Annotated in this window: 14 protein-coding genes; 1 reads left to right on the top strand and 13 read right to left on the bottom strand. The window is 63.0% G+C overall.

From position 1 onward, the window contains the following. Entirely contained in the window at positions 1-417 is a 417-nt protein-coding gene (ndk, locus tag O3301_RS09420) for a nucleoside-diphosphate kinase (protein WP_034752036.1), read from the bottom strand. A gap of 221 nt (positions 418-638) precedes the next feature. Here ndk and O3301_RS09415 point away from each other — a divergent pair, with 221 nt between their 5' ends. Then, complete coding sequence (locus O3301_RS09415; RefSeq protein ID WP_034752039.1) at positions 639-1325, top strand: Bax inhibitor-1/YccA family protein; 687 nt, start codon at positions 639-641, stop codon at positions 1323-1325. A 66-nt stretch (positions 1326-1391) separates the two neighbouring features. On the opposite strand, the gene O3301_RS09410 is transcribed toward O3301_RS09415, so the two are convergent. From O3301_RS09410 to O3301_RS09355, 12 genes are all read right to left on the bottom strand, one after another. Next, a complete protein-coding gene (locus O3301_RS09410; RefSeq protein WP_305056211.1) occupies positions 1392-2237 on the bottom strand; it encodes a LysR family transcriptional regulator in 846 nt (281 codons plus the stop codon). A gap of 28 nt (positions 2238-2265) precedes the next feature. Then, entirely contained in the window at positions 2266-3411 is a 1146-nt protein-coding gene (gene cfa / locus O3301_RS09405; RefSeq protein ID WP_305056390.1) for a cyclopropane fatty acyl phospholipid synthase, read from the bottom strand. Positions 3412-3710: 299 nt separating this feature from the next. Next, positions 3711-4757, bottom strand: coding sequence for a cupin-like domain-containing protein (locus O3301_RS09400; RefSeq protein WP_305056210.1), 1047 nt, complete (start codon positions 4755-4757; stop codon positions 3711-3713). Positions 4758-4834: 77 nt separating this feature from the next. Continuing rightward, positions 4835-6805, bottom strand: coding sequence for a glycosyl hydrolase family 18 protein (locus tag O3301_RS09395; protein ID WP_305056209.1), 1971 nt, complete (start codon positions 6803-6805; stop codon positions 4835-4837). A 527-nt stretch (positions 6806-7332) separates the two neighbouring features. After that, on the bottom strand, positions 7333-8673 hold the full coding sequence (gene rlmD, locus O3301_RS09390) for a 23S rRNA (uracil(1939)-C(5))-methyltransferase RlmD (protein ID WP_099667081.1): 1341 nt from the start codon (positions 8671-8673) through the stop codon (positions 7333-7335). Between the two features lie 242 nt (positions 8674-8915). Beyond that, the gene (gene rpoS / locus O3301_RS09385; RefSeq protein ID WP_305056208.1) at positions 8916-9953 is read right to left on the bottom strand and encodes an RNA polymerase sigma factor RpoS; all 1038 of its coding nucleotides are present in this window, start codon (positions 9951-9953) and stop codon (positions 8916-8918) included. Between the two features lie 8 nt (positions 9954-9961). After that, positions 9962-10879 carry a peptidoglycan DD-metalloendopeptidase family protein gene (locus tag O3301_RS09380; RefSeq protein WP_305056207.1) on the bottom strand — a complete coding sequence of 306 codons (918 nt, stop codon included), beginning with the start codon at positions 10877-10879 and terminating at the stop codon, positions 9962-9964. A 42-nt stretch (positions 10880-10921) separates the two neighbouring features. Further along, positions 10922-11812 (bottom strand): protein-L-isoaspartate(D-aspartate) O-methyltransferase, encoded by an 891-nt coding sequence (locus O3301_RS09375; RefSeq protein WP_289916532.1) that lies wholly within the window; start codon positions 11810-11812, stop codon positions 10922-10924. A 22-nt stretch (positions 11813-11834) separates the two neighbouring features. Continuing rightward, positions 11835-12572: a 5'/3'-nucleotidase SurE gene (surE, locus tag O3301_RS09370; protein ID WP_034789072.1), complete on the bottom strand. Its 738-nt coding sequence runs from the start codon at positions 12570-12572 to the stop codon at positions 11835-11837. 94 nt (positions 12573-12666) lie between these two features. Then, positions 12667-15147: a tetratricopeptide repeat protein gene (locus O3301_RS09365; RefSeq protein ID WP_305056206.1), complete on the bottom strand. Its 2481-nt coding sequence runs from the start codon at positions 15145-15147 to the stop codon at positions 12667-12669. 19 nt (positions 15148-15166) lie between these two features. After that, a complete protein-coding gene (locus tag O3301_RS09360) occupies positions 15167-15772 on the bottom strand; it encodes a toll/interleukin-1 receptor domain-containing protein (protein WP_035820738.1) in 606 nt (201 codons plus the stop codon). A gap of 283 nt (positions 15773-16055) precedes the next feature. Further along, complete coding sequence (locus O3301_RS09355; RefSeq protein ID WP_369812183.1) at positions 16056-18110, bottom strand: ATP-dependent DNA helicase; 2055 nt, start codon at positions 18108-18110, stop codon at positions 16056-16058. Between the last annotated feature and the right edge of the window lie 21 nt (positions 18111-18131).

Below are 18131 nucleotides of genomic sequence, written 5' to 3'. Positions count from 1 at the left end.
TTAAGCCTTCAGTTCTGGGAAGAAGTAAGCGATTTCCACTTTAGCAGCTTCGACAGCGTCGGAACCGTGTACGGCGTTAGCGTCGATCGAATCGGCGAAATCGGCGCGGATCGTGCCTTTTTCTGCTTTCTTCGGATCGGTCGCGCCCATCAGGTCACGGTGGGCCAGAACGGCGTTTTCGCCTTCCAGGGCTTGGATCATGACTGGACCGGAAACCATGAAGTCGACCAGATCCTTGAAGAAGCCGCGTTCTTTGTGCGCTGCGTAGAAGCCTTCAGCTTGTTCGCGCGACAGTTGGGTCATGCGTGCTGCAACGATTTTCAGGCCAGCGTTTTCAAAACGGGAGTAGATTTGACCGATTACGTTTTTTGCAACTGCGTCTGGTTTGATGATCGACAGGGTGCGTTCGATTGCCATGTGTGAAAACTCCAATAAAAAGTAAGGTTTAAAACGGTAAATTGATAACTCAATCAACCTTTGATTTTACCATACTCCACCCCATATCACCCAGACAGGCAGGGGGCATCTTGCCGCCCTGCCCCCGTTTAATGAAATCTTAAGCTGCTTTTTTGGCAAATTCCGGCCCTCATGCTATCCTTGGGCAAAGCAGTAATTTGAATTGACAACACGGAGGCACTATGAATCAGAACATGCAACGCACCTTTGACCTGTCGGGGGGCATGCAGCAAGTCCGCCATCAGGTCTTGCGCAACACTTACTGGCTGCTGGCGCTGTCCATGATCCCGACCGTGCTGGGCGCCTTCATCGGCGTGCAGATGCATTTGCCGATGTTGACCGGCGGCATGGGTTTCATCATCTTCATGGCCGTCGCATTCGGCTTCATGTACGCGATTGAAAAGACCAAGAACTCGGGCCTGGGCGTCGCCGTCCTGCTGGGCTTTACCTTCTTCATGGGCCTGATGCTCACGCCTATCCTGACGCGTACCTTGGGCTATTCGAACGGCGGCATGCTGATCATGACGGCATTCGGCGGCACGGCCACCATCCTGGCCGTGATGGCGACCATCGCCACGGTCTCGAAGCGCGACTTCTCGGCCATGGGCAAATGGCTGTTCGCCGGCGTGATCGTGCTGATCCTGGCATCGGTGGCGAACATCTTCCTGGGCCTGTCGGCACTGTCGATCGTGATCTCCATGGTCGCCATCGCCATCTTCTCGGCTTACATCCTGTATGACGTGCAGCAAATCATCAACGGCGGCGAGACCAACTACATCTCGGCCACCCTGCGCATCTACCTGGACGTGTACAACATCTTCACCAGCCTGCTCTCCTTGCTGGGCTTCGCCGGCGGCAGCCGCGACTAAGCACTGCGCTTATGCGCATGAAAATAAAAGCCGACCCACGGGTCGGCTTTTTTACGTCTGTCGCATCTACTTGCCCTTTTCCGCCACCTCCAGCAGGCAGGCGCGGGCGCGGTCCAGGGTCGAGTTGTCGCGTTGGGCCGCATACACGGCGTAGGCGGAATGCGAGAACTCGGGCGCGTCGCGCACGCGAAACAGGAGGCCCGCATCGAGATAGGGTTGCGCGCTGCCGATACGGAAGTAACTGGCGCCGCCCACGTCCAGCAGATACACGAGCGCCAGCGGCCCCAGCGAGATCGAGATGGGCGGGCTGCTCAGCTCCGGATACGCGGCCTGGTGATTGGCGGCGAAACTGGGGCCCCAGTCCACGTACACATACGTATCGGCCTGCATCTGGCCGTCATCGCGCGTGGTCACCATCACCAGCTTTTCCTCGGCCAGCAATTCGCTGGCCAGGCCCGGACGCTGGGGCGGGTTGTACAGCACGGCCAGGTCGAGCGAGCCGTCGTGCACGGCGTCGAGCAGGCGCGCGGGACTGTCGACCTCGGCGCGCAAGGCGATCTCGGGGCAGTCGCGGCTCATGCGTATCAACCAGTCGCCGAGCAACGGCTGCCACAAGCTCAGCTCGCAGCCGATGCTGACGGCGTCGTCGCGCCCCGGCGGCAAGGCCACCTGGTGGCGCGCCCGCTCCCACACCTGCACCATGGTGGCCGCGTGGCGCATGAAGCGCTCGCCGGCCGGCGTCAGGCGCGCGCCCGCTTTGTTGCGCACGAACAATTGGCGCCCCAGCTGCTGCTCCAGGGTACGGATGCGGGCGCTGACGGCCGTCTGCGTCACGTGCATGCGTTCGGCAGCCATGATGAAGCTGCCGCAGGAAGCCACTTCCAGGAAGGTACGCGCTTGATTGATATCCATCAATCCATCATATCAGTTGCCGCGCATCTCAACTGACACGCTCATAGCCGCCCAATACGCCCTGTTTCGACAAGACCCATTGCCACAGCTGCAAGTCGCGCGCGCGGAAGGCGCCCGCGCAGGACAGCAGATAGTATGACCACATGCGGTGGAAGCGTTCGCCCAGCTGGGCAGCAAAGCGGGGCCACGCCTGCTCGAAATTCGCATGCCAGGCCATCAGGGTCTTGTCATAGTCGGCGCCGAAGTTGTGCAAGTCTTCGGCCACAAACAAATCGTCCATGGCGTCGCCGATCTGGCCCAGCGACGGCAAGTCGCCGTTCGGGAAGATGTATTTGTCGATCCACGGGTCGCAGGTGGAATGGCGCTTGTTCTTGCCGATCGTGTGCAGCAGGAACAGGCCATCGTCTTCCAGGCAGCGGTGCGCCACTTCCATGAAGGTGCGGTGGTTCTTGTGGCCCACGTGCTCGAACATGCCGATGCTGACGATGCGGTCGAATTTTTCATTGGTGTCGCGGTAATCCTGCAGGCGGAAGTCCAGACGCTCGCCGCCCGGCATGCTACGCGCATACGCGGCCTGCTCTTTCGAGATCGTCACGCCCACGCACTGCACCTGGTATTTTTCCGCCGCATAGCGCATGAAACTGCCCCAGCCGCAGCCGATGTCGAGCACGCGCATGCCCGGTTCCAGCCCGAGCTTGCGGCAGATCAAATCGAGCTTCGCTTCCTGCGCCTCGGCCAGGTTGCCGGCATCCTTCCAGTAGCCGCAGGTATAGGTCATGCGCGGATCGAGCATGGCCGCATAGAAGGCATTGCCCAGATCATAGTGCTCCTTGCCCACCATCCAGGCGCGGCGCTCCGTCTGCAAGTTGAACAGGCGCGCGTACAGCGCGTGAAACGCCAGGCGCATGGGGCGCACATCATCGGCCACCCTGGCGCGCAGCAAATGGCAAAAGAATTCATCGAGCTGCTGCGCATCCCAGTCGCCGTCCATGTACGCTTCGCCCAGCCCCAGGTTGCCGCTGGCGAAGGCGCGCTCCGGCACGCCCGGCTTGCGCAGCTGCATGTCCCAGGCGGCGCGACCATTCAAATGGATGTCGGCCTTCGCCAGCAATTCGGCCGCTTCGCGCGTCAGCCGCGTGTCCACGGTGATTTTCGGTGTTTGCTGCAACTGCATTGCTGCTTGTGTCGTGTGCTGCGTGCTCATGCCCTGCCGCCTCCAGATGGTTGTCGGTGCTGGCGCGCGCCGGCAAACCCCATCAGCGGCCCGGCTCCGCGCCAGCCATAAAATTATCCGCCCGCCATCGCCATCTGGATAATGAAACATCATGGTCATTCATATCAAAATAATTGCTGCAAAATGATTTGAATCAATTATTTTATGGAAATATTTTATACAAGTATGGCCCCGTAACATGCAAAAAGCCGCCCGTAAGGCGGCTGTTCGCGGCAGGTTCGCGCCATGCGGCGCCACGATCAAAAGTCGTGATTCGATGGGTACTTGCTGTAAAAATCGTTATCCCATTTGAAATTGGTAAACGCCACCGTCATCGATACGTCGAGCGCTTCGACGAAATGCCAGCAGCCGACGGGCAGGAACAGGATCTCGCCCGGCGCCAGCACGCATTCGCGCACCTGCACGTCGGCCATCAGCGGGTAGCGCCGCAGGTCGATGTCGCGCCCGTCGACGGGCGTAAAGCAGTGGCGCTGGTTGTACACGCGCGCCACCTCGCAGGCGGCCATGATGCGCAGGCGCTTGCGCCCCTTGACCTGGGCCATGAAGTTGTTCGTCAGGTCGTGGTGGAATGGCGTCACCGTGCCGGCCGGACCAAACCATAGAAATCCCGTGGGGCCGCCATCCTGGCGCAGGTATTCGGGAAGCTGGCCGATATCGTCCCACAGCTCGCGCAAGGCTTGGCGGTTCTGCGAATTGTTATTCGCCGTCATGTAGAAATCGTTGGTCGCGCCGCTGGCCTCGACCAGGCTGGCGTATTCGCCGAACGCCATCTTGCGCTTGTGCGCCACGCTGTTCATTTCATACTGGGCATCCGCTTCGCGGCCGAACTGCACTTCCACTTCGCGCTGCGCGTAATGCTCGCGGAAATACGCGGGACTCCATTTCGCTATGGCGGGCCAGTCGTCCATCATGCCCGTGATGATGACGGGCTGGTTGGTGGAATAGTATTCGTCCAGGAATTCCTGCGCGGACAGCTTGTCGCGGCGCGGAATCTCGGGGGTGCGCAGGTGGTTCAGCTTGCGCTGGATGTCGATCACCCAGTCGCGCTTGGCCAGGCGGTTCGACAGGCGCACGGCGCCCGCCAGATAGGGACTCTGCAGCGCCAGCTCCACTTCGCGGCGCGCCAGGGCCTCCGCGATGCCGGCCTGCTGCAGCACCGGCATCAGCGCCGACGGATGGCTGCCCAGCATGAGGTTTTCCGCGATCCAGCTGCGCCACTCGCGGCTCAGCTCCTGCTCCTGCTTCTTCTCCTGCTGCTTGACTCCGAATGTCGATACCGCCGCCATCGCCCGTCTCCTGTATTTTGTGTGAATACACGGCCGGACAGCATGGCTATCCGGCCGCGTCTTACGCTACATCAACATTACCGCACTTTCCATACCTCGGTTGCCAGCACGCCATTCGCGTCGCCATCGAGTTCCCACGAGAACGCGCCGCGCAAGCCCTGGTCCTTGACGTATTTCACCTTGGTGCCGATGACGGTCGGATCGTCATAGCTCCACCACTGGCCGCCCGCCCCCGTGTACAGGTACAGCTGCTTGGTCACGGGATGGTAGTAGCGCGTGCCGGCCTTGGCGACGAGGATTTTGTAGTCCTCGATGCCCGACTCGTAGGTGCCTGGCGCCGTGCCCGTGGCCGCCTGGTACAGGCCATCGCCATTCGGTCCCGGCGCCACGCCCGTCCAGCCGCGGCCATAGAACGGTATGCCCAGCAGCAGCTTGTCGCGCGGCACGCCGGCGGCAATCATGTACTGCACCGCCTTGTCGCCCACGTATTCGCGCGCCATGCCTGTCGACGGATCGGCAGGGTCGGCAAACAGCTGGGCGTTGAAGTTGGTGCTGTTTTCCCAGCCGCCGTGGAAGTCGTAGGTCATCAGGTTGATCCAATCCATGTACTGCGAGTACAGGGCCGGTTCCGTGTTGTCGATCTTGTCCTTGCCGGCACCGACCGCGGCCGTCAACAGGTAGCGCTTGCCGTTGGCTGCGCCGAGCGCATCGAGCTGGGCACGGAATTCCGCCATCAGCAAGGTGAAATTGCGCTTGTCGTTGGGGCTGACCGTGTTGTACGGCTGGCCGCCGCCGACCGGATATTCCCAGTCGATGTCGATGCCGTCAAAGATATTCGCCGCCGCGCCCACGCCGCCGCGACCGCCCTGCACCGGCAAGTTGCCCTTGATGTAGATGTCGATGCACGAGCGCACCATCTGCTTGCGCAGCGCATCCGTGGCGGAACCGACGGAGAAGTTCTTCGACCAGCTCCAGCCGCCCAGCGAGATGAACAGTTTCAAGTTCGGGTGGGCCGCCTTGAGCTTTCTCAACTGCAGGAAGTTGCCCGACAACGGTGCGTCCCAAGGAATCGCCTGGCCATCGACGGTGCGTTTCGGCGTGCGGATGTAGTCGGCCTCGGCATCGCCGCCCGTACCCGCATCCGGCGAATTCGGATTCGTCGCACCCGGCTCCGTCTTGGTGATCATGGCGCATTCATAGCCGCCGTTTTTCGGATAGATATTGCCGAAAGCGTAGTTGATGAAGGTCAACTTGTCGGCCACGCCGCTGGTATGCACGTTCGCCACTTCATAGTCGCGGCCATACACGCCCCATTGGGCGAAATAGGAACCGACTTCGCGGCCCGTTGGCGTTGGCGTTGGCGTTGGCGTTGGCGTTGGCGTTGGGGTCGGGGTCGGGGTCGGCGTCGGTGTTGGAGTAGGCGTTGGCGTTGGCGTCGGTGTCGGCGTGGTGCTGCAGATCTCCAGGCTGGTCCATGGCTTGCCCGTGCCGGCGGCGCCGCTGCTGGTCGACGGATTATCGCCCTGCGTCCAGTAATTGGCGCGGTAATTCGTGCCCGCATAGCTGACGGTGGCGCCCGCGCTGTAGGCCGTGCCGGCCACCCACGCCAGCGCGCACGTGCCGCCGGTTGGCGTTGGCGTCGGAGTAGGCGTCGGGTTCGGCGTTGGTGTGGGCGTCGGGGTCGGGGTCGGGGTCGGGGTCGGGGTCGGCGTTGGTGTCGGAGTAGGAGTTGGCGTGGTGCCGCCATCGCACGTGCCGCCTGCGCTCCACAGGCTAGGCGTGGCGACGGGGTTCCAACCCGAGCCGACGTGATCGGTCTGCGTCACCAGGGCCGTGTAGTTGGCGCCCAGGTAGGTGACCACCGTGCCCGCGCTATACGTGCCGCCCTCTTGCCACGGCACGCACGCGACCACCGTGCTGGCCGCCAGCAATTGCGAACCGGCCGGCGCGCCGGCGTCACCACCGCCGCCGCAGGCCGCCAGCACGCCACCGCTGGCCAGACATACCATCATGTTCCTGATCGTTTTCTTGAGTATTAAATTTTCCACGTTGTCTCCTGTTCAGGTTTGCGGAAATACCACTCTGCTTCAATGAAAAAGCTACCCTGTGATTTTGTTTTTTGCAGTTGCAAGAACAGCATGCTGCTGAAAAAATAGGCGGTCAAGTGGTTTTGAAGTGGCCTCGAAGTGGGCAATACCACTTTACAAAGAAAGCATAACGGCGGAGACGGACGGCGCGTTGTCCTACTGGACAAGCAAAAAAACGGCAGAGGAAGAATGAAAAAAGACGCTGGATCGGGAAAAGACAGACCAGTTTTATAACACGCTGTAAGTGGTATTGCTGTGGAGTCAGGAGAAAAGGCAGAATTTGTGCAAGCGCCCTGAATAGCCTCGGCGCGCCTGAAAAACGTTCAGAGCAAGGCGCCTTGCCGAAGACAGTACGAATAGTACGGCTAGGCAAGGCAACGCCGCTATGGACGTTTTTCTACGTTCAGGGCAAGACGCCTTGCCAAAGACAGTACGCAAGTACGGCTAGGCAAGGCAACGCAGCTATGGACGTTTTATCAGGTGTGCCCTCAGATCAAATCAAAGACCGCCATCGATTCCACGTGCGAAGTATGCGGGAACATGTTCACCACGCCCGCCTTGCTCAGCACATAGCCGGCTTCCAGCGCCAGGATGCCGGCATCGCGCGCCAGGGTGGACGGGCTGCACGACACATACACGATGCGTTTCGGCAGCAGGTCCGGACGCACTTGCGACAGGCCGACCAGCGCCTGGCACAGGGCCATGGCGCCATCGCGCGGCGGGTCGACGAGGATGCGGTCGAACTTGCCCAGCGCGATCAGGTCGTCCGTCGTCACTTCGAACAGGTTGCGCGTCGAGAACGAGGTTTTTTCCGCCAGGCCATTGGCCAGCGCGTTTTCCAACGCCCGCTCCGTCAGGGTGGTGCTGCCTTCGATGCCCACCACTTCGCTGCCTTGCGTGGCCAGCGGCAAGGTGAAATTGCCCAGGCCGCAGAACAGGTCGGCCACGCGGTCGGTCGGCTGCACTTCCAGCAGGCGCAGGGCTTTCGACACCAGCACGCGGTTGATGTGGTGGTTCACCTGGGTAAAATCGACGGGCTTGAACGGCATCTTGACGCCGAATTCCGGCAGCAGGTAGTGCAATTGCTTGTCCAGCGGATAGAACGGCACGGCCGTTTCCGGGCCTTTCACCTGCAGCCACCATTGCACGCCGTATTCGTCGGCAAAGGCCTTCAATTTCGTTTCGTCATCCGCCGTCAAGGGCGCCATGATTCGCAAGACCATGGCGGTGACGTCTTCGCCCACGGCCAGCTCGATCTGCGGCATCTGGTCGAAGATGGACAGCGAAGCAATCAATCCACGCAGCGGCAGCAGCATGGCGGAGATGTGCGGCGGCAAGATTTCACAGCTATCCATGTCGGCCACGAACGCCGATTTCTTTTCATGGAAGCCCACCAGCACGGCGTCTTTCTTCTTGACGTGGCGCACGGACAGGCGCGCGCGGTAGCGGTAACCCCACGTCGGGCCATACATGGGGCGCATGATGCTTTGCGGACGCACTTTGCCGATATGCCACAAGTTGTCTTCCAGCACGCGCTGCTTGATCGCCACCTGCGCCGACGGCTCCAGGTGCTGCATCGAGCAGCCGCCGCAATTGTCGAAATGCTTGCATTTGGGCGTCACGCGCATCGACGATTCGCGGTGCAGCGCCGTCATGCGGGCCATTTCCCAGTTCTTCTTTTTCTTGAACGTCACAAAGCTGACGCGCTCGCCCGGCAACGCGCCTTCGACAAACACGACCTTGCCCGGCGAGCCGTCTTCGTTCTCAATATGGCCAACGCCACGGGCGTCCATGTCGAGCGATTTGATTTCGATGATATTTTCTTGCATAGCGATCAATAGGTAAGAGTGGGCCAGGACGCAGGGCCGCGCTGGAACTTGAAAGAATGGGGGAAAGGTCAGGCGCCGCGAGCGGGGCGTATGATAGCAGATGCCGACTAGCTTAAGTCCGCAGCGCACCTGCGCGTCTTTAGCGTGCCTGAGAAAACGTACAGGGCAAGGCGCATTGCCGAAGACAGTACGTCAGTACGGCGAGGCATTGCAACGCCGCCATGTGCGTTTTATCGGGCACGCTACAGCAGGGAGTCGCGCACGACGCCGCGTGCGGCCATAGCCCGTTTGAGCTTGATCAAGGCTTCTTGCTGGATCTGGCGCACCCGCTCGCGCGTCACGCCCATTTCCTCGGCCAGGGTTTCCAGGGTGGCAGGGTCGTCGTTGTCGAGGCCGAAACGGCGCATGATGACGACGCGCTGCTTGTCGGGCAGCTTGGTCAGCCAGTCGCGCACCAGCACCGTCATTTCATGGTGTTCCGCGCGCGCGTCGGGGCTGTCTTCGCTGGCGCCGGGCAACATGTCCATCAGCGACGATTGCGGGTCGTTGTCGAGCGGCGCGTCGAGCGAGGTGGCGTGCTCGGACAGGGCCAGGATATCCTGCACCTCTTCCACGGGACGGCCCACCAGATGGGCGATATCTTCCGCGGTGGCATCCTTGCCGTCGTGGTGCTGGGCTTCCAGGTGGTACTTGCCGCGCAGAATTTGATTTAGTTCGCGCACCATGTGCACGGGCAGGCGCACCGTGCGCGCCTGGTTCATGATGGCGCGCTCGATGCTCTGGCGTATCCACCAGGTGGCGTAGGTAGAGAAACGGAAACCGCGCTCGGGCTCGAACTTGTCGATGGCCCGCATCAGGCCGATGTTGCCTTCCTCTATCATGTCGAGCAAGACCACGCCGCGGTTGATGTAATGCTTGGCGATCGACACGACCAGGCGCAGGTTGTGCTCGATCATGGTTTGCCGGGCTTCGAAATTGCCCTGCTTGGCGAGGGTGGCATAATGCACCTCCTGCGCCGCCGTCAGCAGGGGCCGCGTGCCGATCTGGTTCAGATAGTGCTGGGTGGTATCGGTCGACAGCTCGGCCGCCAGCACTTTTTTCAATTCATCGACACTTTCGACCAGCACGCTGACGCTGGCCACCTCGCCGCCCTCGCCCTCGCCCGCGTCGACGGCGTCGATGCCGTCAAGTTCGCCGGCATCGTCCGTCACGACTTCGTCTGCCCCGTCTTCCGGCAGTTCCGGGTCATCGTCCAGCTGGTCGTGCGGCGCGTGTGTCATTGCTTTACCTAACGGTTAGGCAGGAATTTCGAAGGGTCGACAGGCTTGCCCTGCTGGCGAATTTCAAAGTGCAGCTTCACGCGGTCGGCATCGGAATCGCCCATTTCGGCGATGGCCTGGCCTTTGTTGACGTTCTGCCCTTCCTTCACCAGGATGCTGCGGTTATGCGCATACGCCGACAATAAACTATTACTGTGCTTCACGATGACAAGATTACCATAACCACGGATTCCGCTCCCGGCATACATGACTTTTCCCGCGCCGGCGGCCACCACTTGCTGGCCCGCCTTGCCGGCGATATCGACGCCCTTGTTCTTGCCTTCGTCGAAAGTGCCGATGACCTTGCCTTCGGACGGCCACATCCAGCTGATCTTGTCGTCGCCGGGCGCCGATGCCGCAGGGGCTGCCGCGGCGGCGGCCGGTGCGGCGGCGACGGTTGCCGCCGGGGCTGGCGCAGGCTTGGCGTCGCCCGTGCCGCCATCGGCGCGCAATTCGGCCAGGGTGGCGTCGGAATACGCGCGCTTCTCGCCGCGCGGGCCCGTTTTCTTCGGTACGACAGGCGCGGCAGGCTTGACTTCCGTCGTTGGCGGCATGACGATGGCCGACGTTTGCGCGCCGCCCGTGTCGCCATTCGGCGGCAACACGCGCAGCACCTGGTCGACCTTGATGTCGTTCGGGTTGCTCAAGTCATTCCAGGCCACCAGGTCGCGGTAATTCTGCCCGTGCTCTAGGGCGATGCGCAACAGGGTGTCGCCACGCTTGACCGTGTAATAGGCCGGGTCGCGGTCGCGCGGATCGCTGGCGGCGGCGCTGCTGCTCGAGGGGTGGCGCTCGACGACGGGCGCCTGGACGCCCGTCGTGCCGCAACCGCTCAACAGCGCGGCCAAGGTGATGCCACATAGAAGTATGTTACTTTTCTTAATCATTCGCATGTATTTATATGTCCTGCTTGCTAGCTGATCCGGGGATCATATGGTGCCCGGGCGCAAAGGTACGAAATGGCAATCTTCCAGGGTTTGGCTAGTCCATTCCATTTTCCCCACCCGGGTAATGAGTTGTAAGTGTTGCAATTTAGCCCCCACCGGCGCAACCAGACGCCCGCCGGGCGCCAGCTGTTCCAGCAGGGCTTGCGGGACTTCCAGGCCGGCTGCGGCAAGGATGATCCCGTCGAAGGGCGCCGCCTGCGGCAGGCCAAGCATACCATCTCCGTACTGCAAGCGCAGATTCGACACGCGCAGCGGGCGCAAATTCGCCTTCGCCAGCTCGTGCAGGGGCCGGATGCGCTCGATCGAATACACCTCTTTCGCCACCAGCGACAGCACCGCCGCCTGGTAGCCGCAGCCCGTGCCGATTTCCAGCACGCGCTGCAACGCCCCGCCCTGGCGCATCACTTCGATCATGCGCGCCACGATGTACGGCTGCGAGATGGTCTGGTGGTGGCCGATGGGCAGCGAGGCGTCGATATACGCCTGCGACGCCAGCGCCTCGTCCATGAACATGTGGCGCGGCACGGCTTGCATGGCGTCCAGCACCGCCTGGTCCTTGACGCCCTGTTTCGCGATGCGCGCCACCATGGCCCGGCGCACGGCCTCCGAAACGAGCGGATTTTGCCGCGGCGGCGACACCGCCGCCGGCTGCGCCCGCTCATTGGCGATGGCCTGGGCCCGCGACGGCGCGATGGCCGCGTGCGCGCCATACGGCTGCGCAACGCCGCGCGCCGCGCTCTGCGCCGCATTCTGCGTGGCCGTCTGCGGCGTGGCGATCCTGGACTGGGCCAGCGACTGCCCCCCGCCCTGCCTGGCGGGCTTGCCGGCCAGCGAATCGAGGGACAGGGGGAAGGTGCGCGGCTTATCGGTCATGGTTGTCGGTCATCGTGAGCGGTCATGCCAGGCCTTTTGCCAGTGCATCGAGTTGGGTGGTATGGGTGAGGTCGATCTGCAGCGGCGTGATCGACACTTGCCCATGTTCAACAGCATGGAAGTCCGTGCCCGGACCGCCTTCCTTGGCGGCGCCGGCGGGGCCGATCCAGAAGATTTCACGGCCGCGGGGGTCGAGCGCGCGGATCACGGGTTCGGCCGAATGGCGCTTGCCCAGGCGCGTGGCCACCACGCCTTGCATTTGCTCGTAAGGAATCGCCGGGATGTTCACGTTCAGCAGATACGGTTTCTGCAGGGCGTCAAACTGGCGCTCGACGATTTCCCTCGCCACGCGGGCGGCCGCGTCCAGGTTGGCCCAGCCAAACTGCGACTGGGAAAAGGCGATGGCGGGAATGCCGAACAGATAGCCTTCCGTGGCGGCGGCCACGGTGCCCGAATACAGGGTGTCGTCGCCCATGTTGGGGCCGTTGTTGATGCCCGAGACCACCAGGTCGGGGCGCTCGATCAGCATGCCCGTCAGCGCCACGTGCACGCAGTCGGTGGGCGTGCCGTTGACAAAATAAAAGCCGTTGGCGGCCTTGTGCACGGACAAGGGCCGGTCCAGGGACAGCGAATTGGACGCGCCCGAACGGTTGCTGTCGGGCGCCACCACGACGATGTCGGCAATGGGGGCGAGCGCGTCGGCCAGGGCCGCCAGGCCAGGCGCCAGGTAGCCGTCGTCGTTACTGATAAGAATTCTCATAACGAGATTTTACCTGAAGCAATGCCAACACTGCGCGTACCGCACGCCGATAGACAGCATTATTTGTGCCGCCGCGCGGACAGGGCGCGCCGCATCAGCGCTGCTCGATGCGCGCCTCAGACAAGGCCCCTTCCAGCGCCTGCACTTCATCCTCCTGCAAGGCCAGCAAGGCATTCAAATCGCCTTGTAATTTGTACATCCTTTTCAGCTGCGCCATGCCACGCCTGCGCAGCTTGCCAGGCACGCCCGGACGCAGCAGGCAAGACTTCAAATGTTCGGCCAGTTCGCCCGCCTGCGCATACTGTTCGCGCTCGATCATGCCTTGCAGCATAGAGATCATACTGGCCAGGGTCTCCGGCTCGGCCCCTTCGTGCCCGTTGGCGCGGCCGGCCAGGATGGTTTCCTGCAAATGCCGCGCGCCGTCCAGCACGCTGTCCGCATGTCCCATGACAGGCGCGTTCAAGAGCCGGTCACTGCCGCTGAGGACGGCGTCTTCCAGCAGGCGCGCCGCCGCGCTGTCGCCCTGCTGCTGCAAGGTGCCGGCCAGTTGCGTCTTGCTGTGCAAGGTATCGAGGTGGTCTTCGCCCAGCAGGCGCGCATGCACTTCCAGCACCTGCTCCTGCACGCTGCGCGCCGCATCGAGTTCACCGCGCCGCAGCAGCGCCTCGGCCAGCTTGCGCTGGCTCATCAGGGTTTCCGGATGATCGAGCCCGTGCGTGCGCTCGCGCGCCGCCACCTGGTCTTCGTGCAACTGGCGCGCGCCGGCCCAGTCGCCCTGCCCGGCCACGATGTCGGCCAGCAAATCGCGCGTGGCCAGGGTGGCCGCATGGTCGCTGCCCAGGCGCCGCTCCTGCGCCTGCAGCACGGCAGCGAACAGGCGCCGCGCCCCTTCCAGGTCGCCTTCGCGCCCCAGCGCCTGCGCCAAGGCCAGCTTGCTGCGCAAGGTATCGCCATGCTCGGCGCCGAACAGGCGTTCGCGCGCCGCCACCACCGTGGCCAGCACTTGCTGCGCCTGCGCCAGCCGGCCCATGCGCAGCAAGGTGGCGGCGCGGCCATCCATCGCTTCCAGGGTCAGCGGATGCTCGCCGCCCAGCTGGCGCGCGTAGCTTGCCAGCACCGTATCCTGCAGCAGCAGCGCCGCCGCCAGTTCACCCTGCAGCAACAGGGTTTTCGCCAGGCAGGCCCGGGCGGCCAGGGTGTCGGGATGTTCGCTGCCCAGCACGCGTTCGCGCACGTCGAGCACGTCCTCTTCCAAGAAGCGGGCTTCCTCGAGCTTGCCCAGCTGGCGCAGCAGGCGCGCCATGCCGCTCTTGCACGCCAGGCTGTCGGGATGCTCCTCGCCCAGCAGGCGCACGCGGATCTCGACGCTTTGGCGGAAGGCATCGAGCGCCTGCCCGCTGCGCCCATCCTTGCGGTACAGCTCGCCCAGGCGCGCCAGGTCGCGCGCCAGCGGCAGGGCCACGGCGCGGCCCGGTTCGGCCTGCAAGGCCTGACGCGCTTCGCTGATGGCGCCCAGCAAGGCGATTTCACGGCTCGATTGCCAGGGGAAGTAGCCGCCCGTCAGCCAGTGCAAAAAGGCTTCGAAGGTGCGCGTGAGGGAAAAGCGGTCGCCGCCCTGGTCTATGCGCACGGCCAATTGCTCGCCATAGGCAAAGGTTTTCGTCTGCTGCAGCTGGACTTCGTCGAAATAACTGTCGAGGGCGATCTGCGGCAAGCCGTACGAGGTGCGCAGCAGGCGCTCGAACATGGGCTGGAAGCCGGCGATGCCCTTGTGCGCATCGCCGCGGCGCCACTCGGCGCGCTGCGCCCCGTCGCCCATTTCTATGCGCGACGGCAAGGGGTACACGAGCAGCGGGCGCTGTTCGTCTTCATGGCTGCGGCGGTATTCGATGGCCCGCGTGACGAGCGCGTCGACGCCTTCCAGGCTTTGCCGGTTCGGCGTGAAGACCACCACCAGCTTTTTCGGCAGCAAGGTGGTGCAGATGCCGGCGCTGTCCGTGCGGCCCGTGCGCGAATCGACCAGCACGTAACGGAAATGCTGGGCCAGGGTATCGGCGAAGCAGCGGAACAGGGCCGGGCAACTGTCGAACAGCTGATCCCAGCGCATCTGCGCCAGGCGCTCGCTGTAGCTGGCGTCGAAGCGCCCCGCACGCATCAGGTACAGCGGACTGCCCTGATCGACGCGCACCACGTACTGCTGCCAGTCGATGGCGTCGAGCACGCGCTGGGCCAGCGCCGCGTCCTCGCGCCCCCCATCTTCCCGCTCCCTGGCCTGCGCGCCGGCGCGCGCGCCCGCCGTTTCCAGGCTGATGCGTTCGAGCTGCTGGCGGCACGCCTCGAAGAACTCGAGCACGCCCGGTCGCTCCTCGTGCTGTTCGAAATAATGGTGCAGGCCCGGCGCTTCCATGTCCCAGTCCAGCATCAGCACGGGCACGCTGGCGTTTTCGCGGCGCGCCAGCAGCACGGCGATGTTCGACAGGGCCATGGTGCGGCCGGTACCGCCCTTGTAGGAGTAGAAGGTGACGACTTCGCCAGGGGCGCTCAAAGGCGGCAGGGAGAGGCGTTGGCATTCCATGACAGGACCTTTTACGTGATTAACGCGGAAAGTGGGGAGGCGGAATGGCGCGCCATTCCGGCGGAATAGCGGGCAACACGAAACGGCTGCAATCGTGGCCGGGCGGTGTTGACCGCTTGAGCAAGTGGTAATGCGTGGCGATGCGCTGCACGATGCGTTCGATGTCGGGCAGGTATTGCGGATTCGATTTCAGGTCGCCGCTGGCCAGGGTATAGCCGGAAAAATCCACGTACAGGCCCGATTCCGTGATTTGCGGCGGCAAGCCGTCCGGATGGCGCGTCATGATGATGGGGATGATCAGGTGGCTGGGCAAGTCGTACCAGGCGCGCCGCTCCTGCTCGATCAATTGCATGGCGGCAAATTCGCGCCGCGTGTAGCCGTGCGCTTCATATTTGGGCGTGTACAGCACGATCATGCACACGCTCTGGCACATGGCGCGCGCCACGCGCAAGTCGATATCGTCGCCGCCCCCCAGCTGTTCGCTGTCGATGAACAGGACTTCCTCGCGGTCCAGGTGCGGTTCCAGATAGCAAGCCAACGCCTCGATGAGGTCATTCTTGAACTTGTTCATGAACGCATATTGGCCGTGCGCGTAGCTCAAGAAACAGCCGTAGCGGATCTCCATGGCATCCCCCTGTTCCCCGTGCGGCCCTGCCATCGCCGCGCCTTGACCCTGCAAGGCATGAGCTCACTGTAGACCGCTCGGCAACAAGCCTGTTTGCGCTGGCGCAAAGATGTGTCTGGCGTCCTGGACATGTGGAAAAATGCCAGAAACTGGCGCGATCGCGCCGATTCCTGGCATGCCAGGCGCGCAAGCGGGCGCCGCGCTAACAACGCCATGTGATTGATAACAAAGGGAAATACGCCGGCGCGCGGATGGCGCCGGCAGGCAGGACTTAGGCGAGGACTTAAGCGCCCTTGGCGGGCAGGTTGCGGAAGAACTCCACCACTTCGGCGGTGTCGCGCGTGCGCTTGAACGGCGGCAGGCTTTGCCAGATACGCTTGCCGTACGGCTTGGAAATGAGGCGCGGATCGCAGATCATCAGCACGCCCCGGTCGCCCTCGTCACGGATCAAGCGGCCCGCGCCCTGCTTCAGGTTGATGATGGCTTCCGGCAGCGAATGGTGCATGAAGCCGTTCTTGCCCTGCTTTTCCATCACTTCGATGCGCGCCGCCAGCACGGGATCGTCGGGCGGCGCGAACGGCAGCTTGTCGATGATCACGAGCGACAGCGCATCGCCGCGCACGTCGACGCCTTCCCAGAAACTCTGGCTGCCGATCAGCACGCCATTGCCGGCCGCGCGGAACTGATCCAGCAATTCCGTGCGCCCCTTTTCTCCCTGCACGAACAGGGGGAAGTTCAGGCCCCGCTGCTTGAATTCGTCGGCCAGGCGCTCGGCTGCGCGCTTGACGGCGCGCAAGGTGGTGCACAGGAAGAAGGTGCGCCCGCCCGCCGCCTCGATGATGGGCAAGGCGCAGTCGATGACGGCATCCGTGTAGCCCAGCGAATTCGGTTGCGGCAGGTTTTGCGGCACGAACAGCAAGCCTTGCTGGCCATAATCGAACGGCGACGGCCACGTATGCGACGGTTCGCCCGTCAAGCCCATCTGTTCGGAAAAATGCTTGAAGTCGTTCTTCACGGCCAGGGTGGCGGACGTGAAAATCCAGCTGCGCGGCGTGCCTTCGCGCTGGTTGTTGAAGATGGGCGCGATCGACAATGGCGTTTTATGCAATTGCAGGGAACTGGAAAACGCTTCCACCCAGAACACGGCTTCTTCGCCGGCCGCAACCTTGGCTTTCGGATCGAACTTCCAGCCACTCAGCTGCTGCGCCAGTTCGACGCCGCGCACGCGGCACTGTTCCAGCGTTTCCGCCCGTTCCGCCTGGGTTTCCAGCACGGCCACCATGCCGTCAAGCTCATCCTTGAGGGTGTCGAGCGCGGGGAAAAAGTCGCTCGAGGGGGCGATCTGCGGCAAGGACAGGCGCACGATGTCCTGCGGGAAGGTCAGGCGCAGGTCGCGCGCCGCCTTTTCCACCACCGTGACGGTCTTGGCCCAGTCGATGCCGCGCGCATGCGCGAGGCCTTCGGCCAGCACGTCGCGGCACAGTTCCAGGATTTGCGACGTCGACACCGTGTTGCCAAAGAACAAAGTGGCCGTATCGGGCAACTGGTGCGCCTCATCGAAGATGATGGTGTTGGCCGAGGGCAGCAATTCCGCCACGCCCGTATCCTTCAGGGCCACGTCGGCAAAGAACAAGTGGTGGTTGACCACCACCACGTCAGCCTGCTGGGCTTCCTTGCGGGCCTTCATGACGAAGCAATCCTGATAATACTGGCACTCGGCGCCCATGCAGGTGTCGCGCGTGGACGTCACCAGATTCCAGATCATGGCGTTTTCCGGCACCTTGGTCAGCTCGGCCTTATCGCCCGAGCTGGTCATCTTGATGAAGCGAGAAATTTCGCGCAGGTGGCCCACGTCGTCGCGCGACGTCATGCGCCCGTTTTGCAGGGTGCGTTCCAGGTGATAGTGGCAGACATAGTTCGAGCGCCCCTTCAGCAAGGCGACGGACACGGGCGCCTGCAGCGCGGCGCGCACGGTGGGGATATCGCGCAGGAATAGCTGATCCTGCAAGTTTTTGGTACCGGTGGACACAATGGTCTTGCCGCCCCACATCAGGGCCGGCACCAGGTAGGCGAAGGTCTTGCCCGTGCCCGTGCCCGCCTCGGCGATCAGGGTCGTCTGGCTGTCGATGGCGCTGGCGATGGCTTTCGCCATTTCCGTTTGCGAGCGGCGCGGCTTGTAGCTGCCCACGGCCGGACCGAGCGGGCCGCCGGCGCCAAACAGGCGCTCGATGTCGGCATCGTGCTTGCCAGGCGGCGCCTGGAGCTCGGCGGGCAGACTGGCTGGCAGATCGGCAGGCTGGCCATCTGGGCTTGCGGGCAATAAATTGTGATCGGTCAAAATATACTTAGGTGAAGGCTG

This window comes from Janthinobacterium sp. SUN211 (genome assembly GCF_030587315.1).
Lineage (GTDB): Bacteria > Pseudomonadota > Gammaproteobacteria > Burkholderiales > Burkholderiaceae_D > Janthinobacterium > Janthinobacterium kumbetense.
The sequence above is the reverse complement of the archived record's forward strand: the minus strand, read 5'-3'. Positions and strand labels throughout refer to the sequence as shown.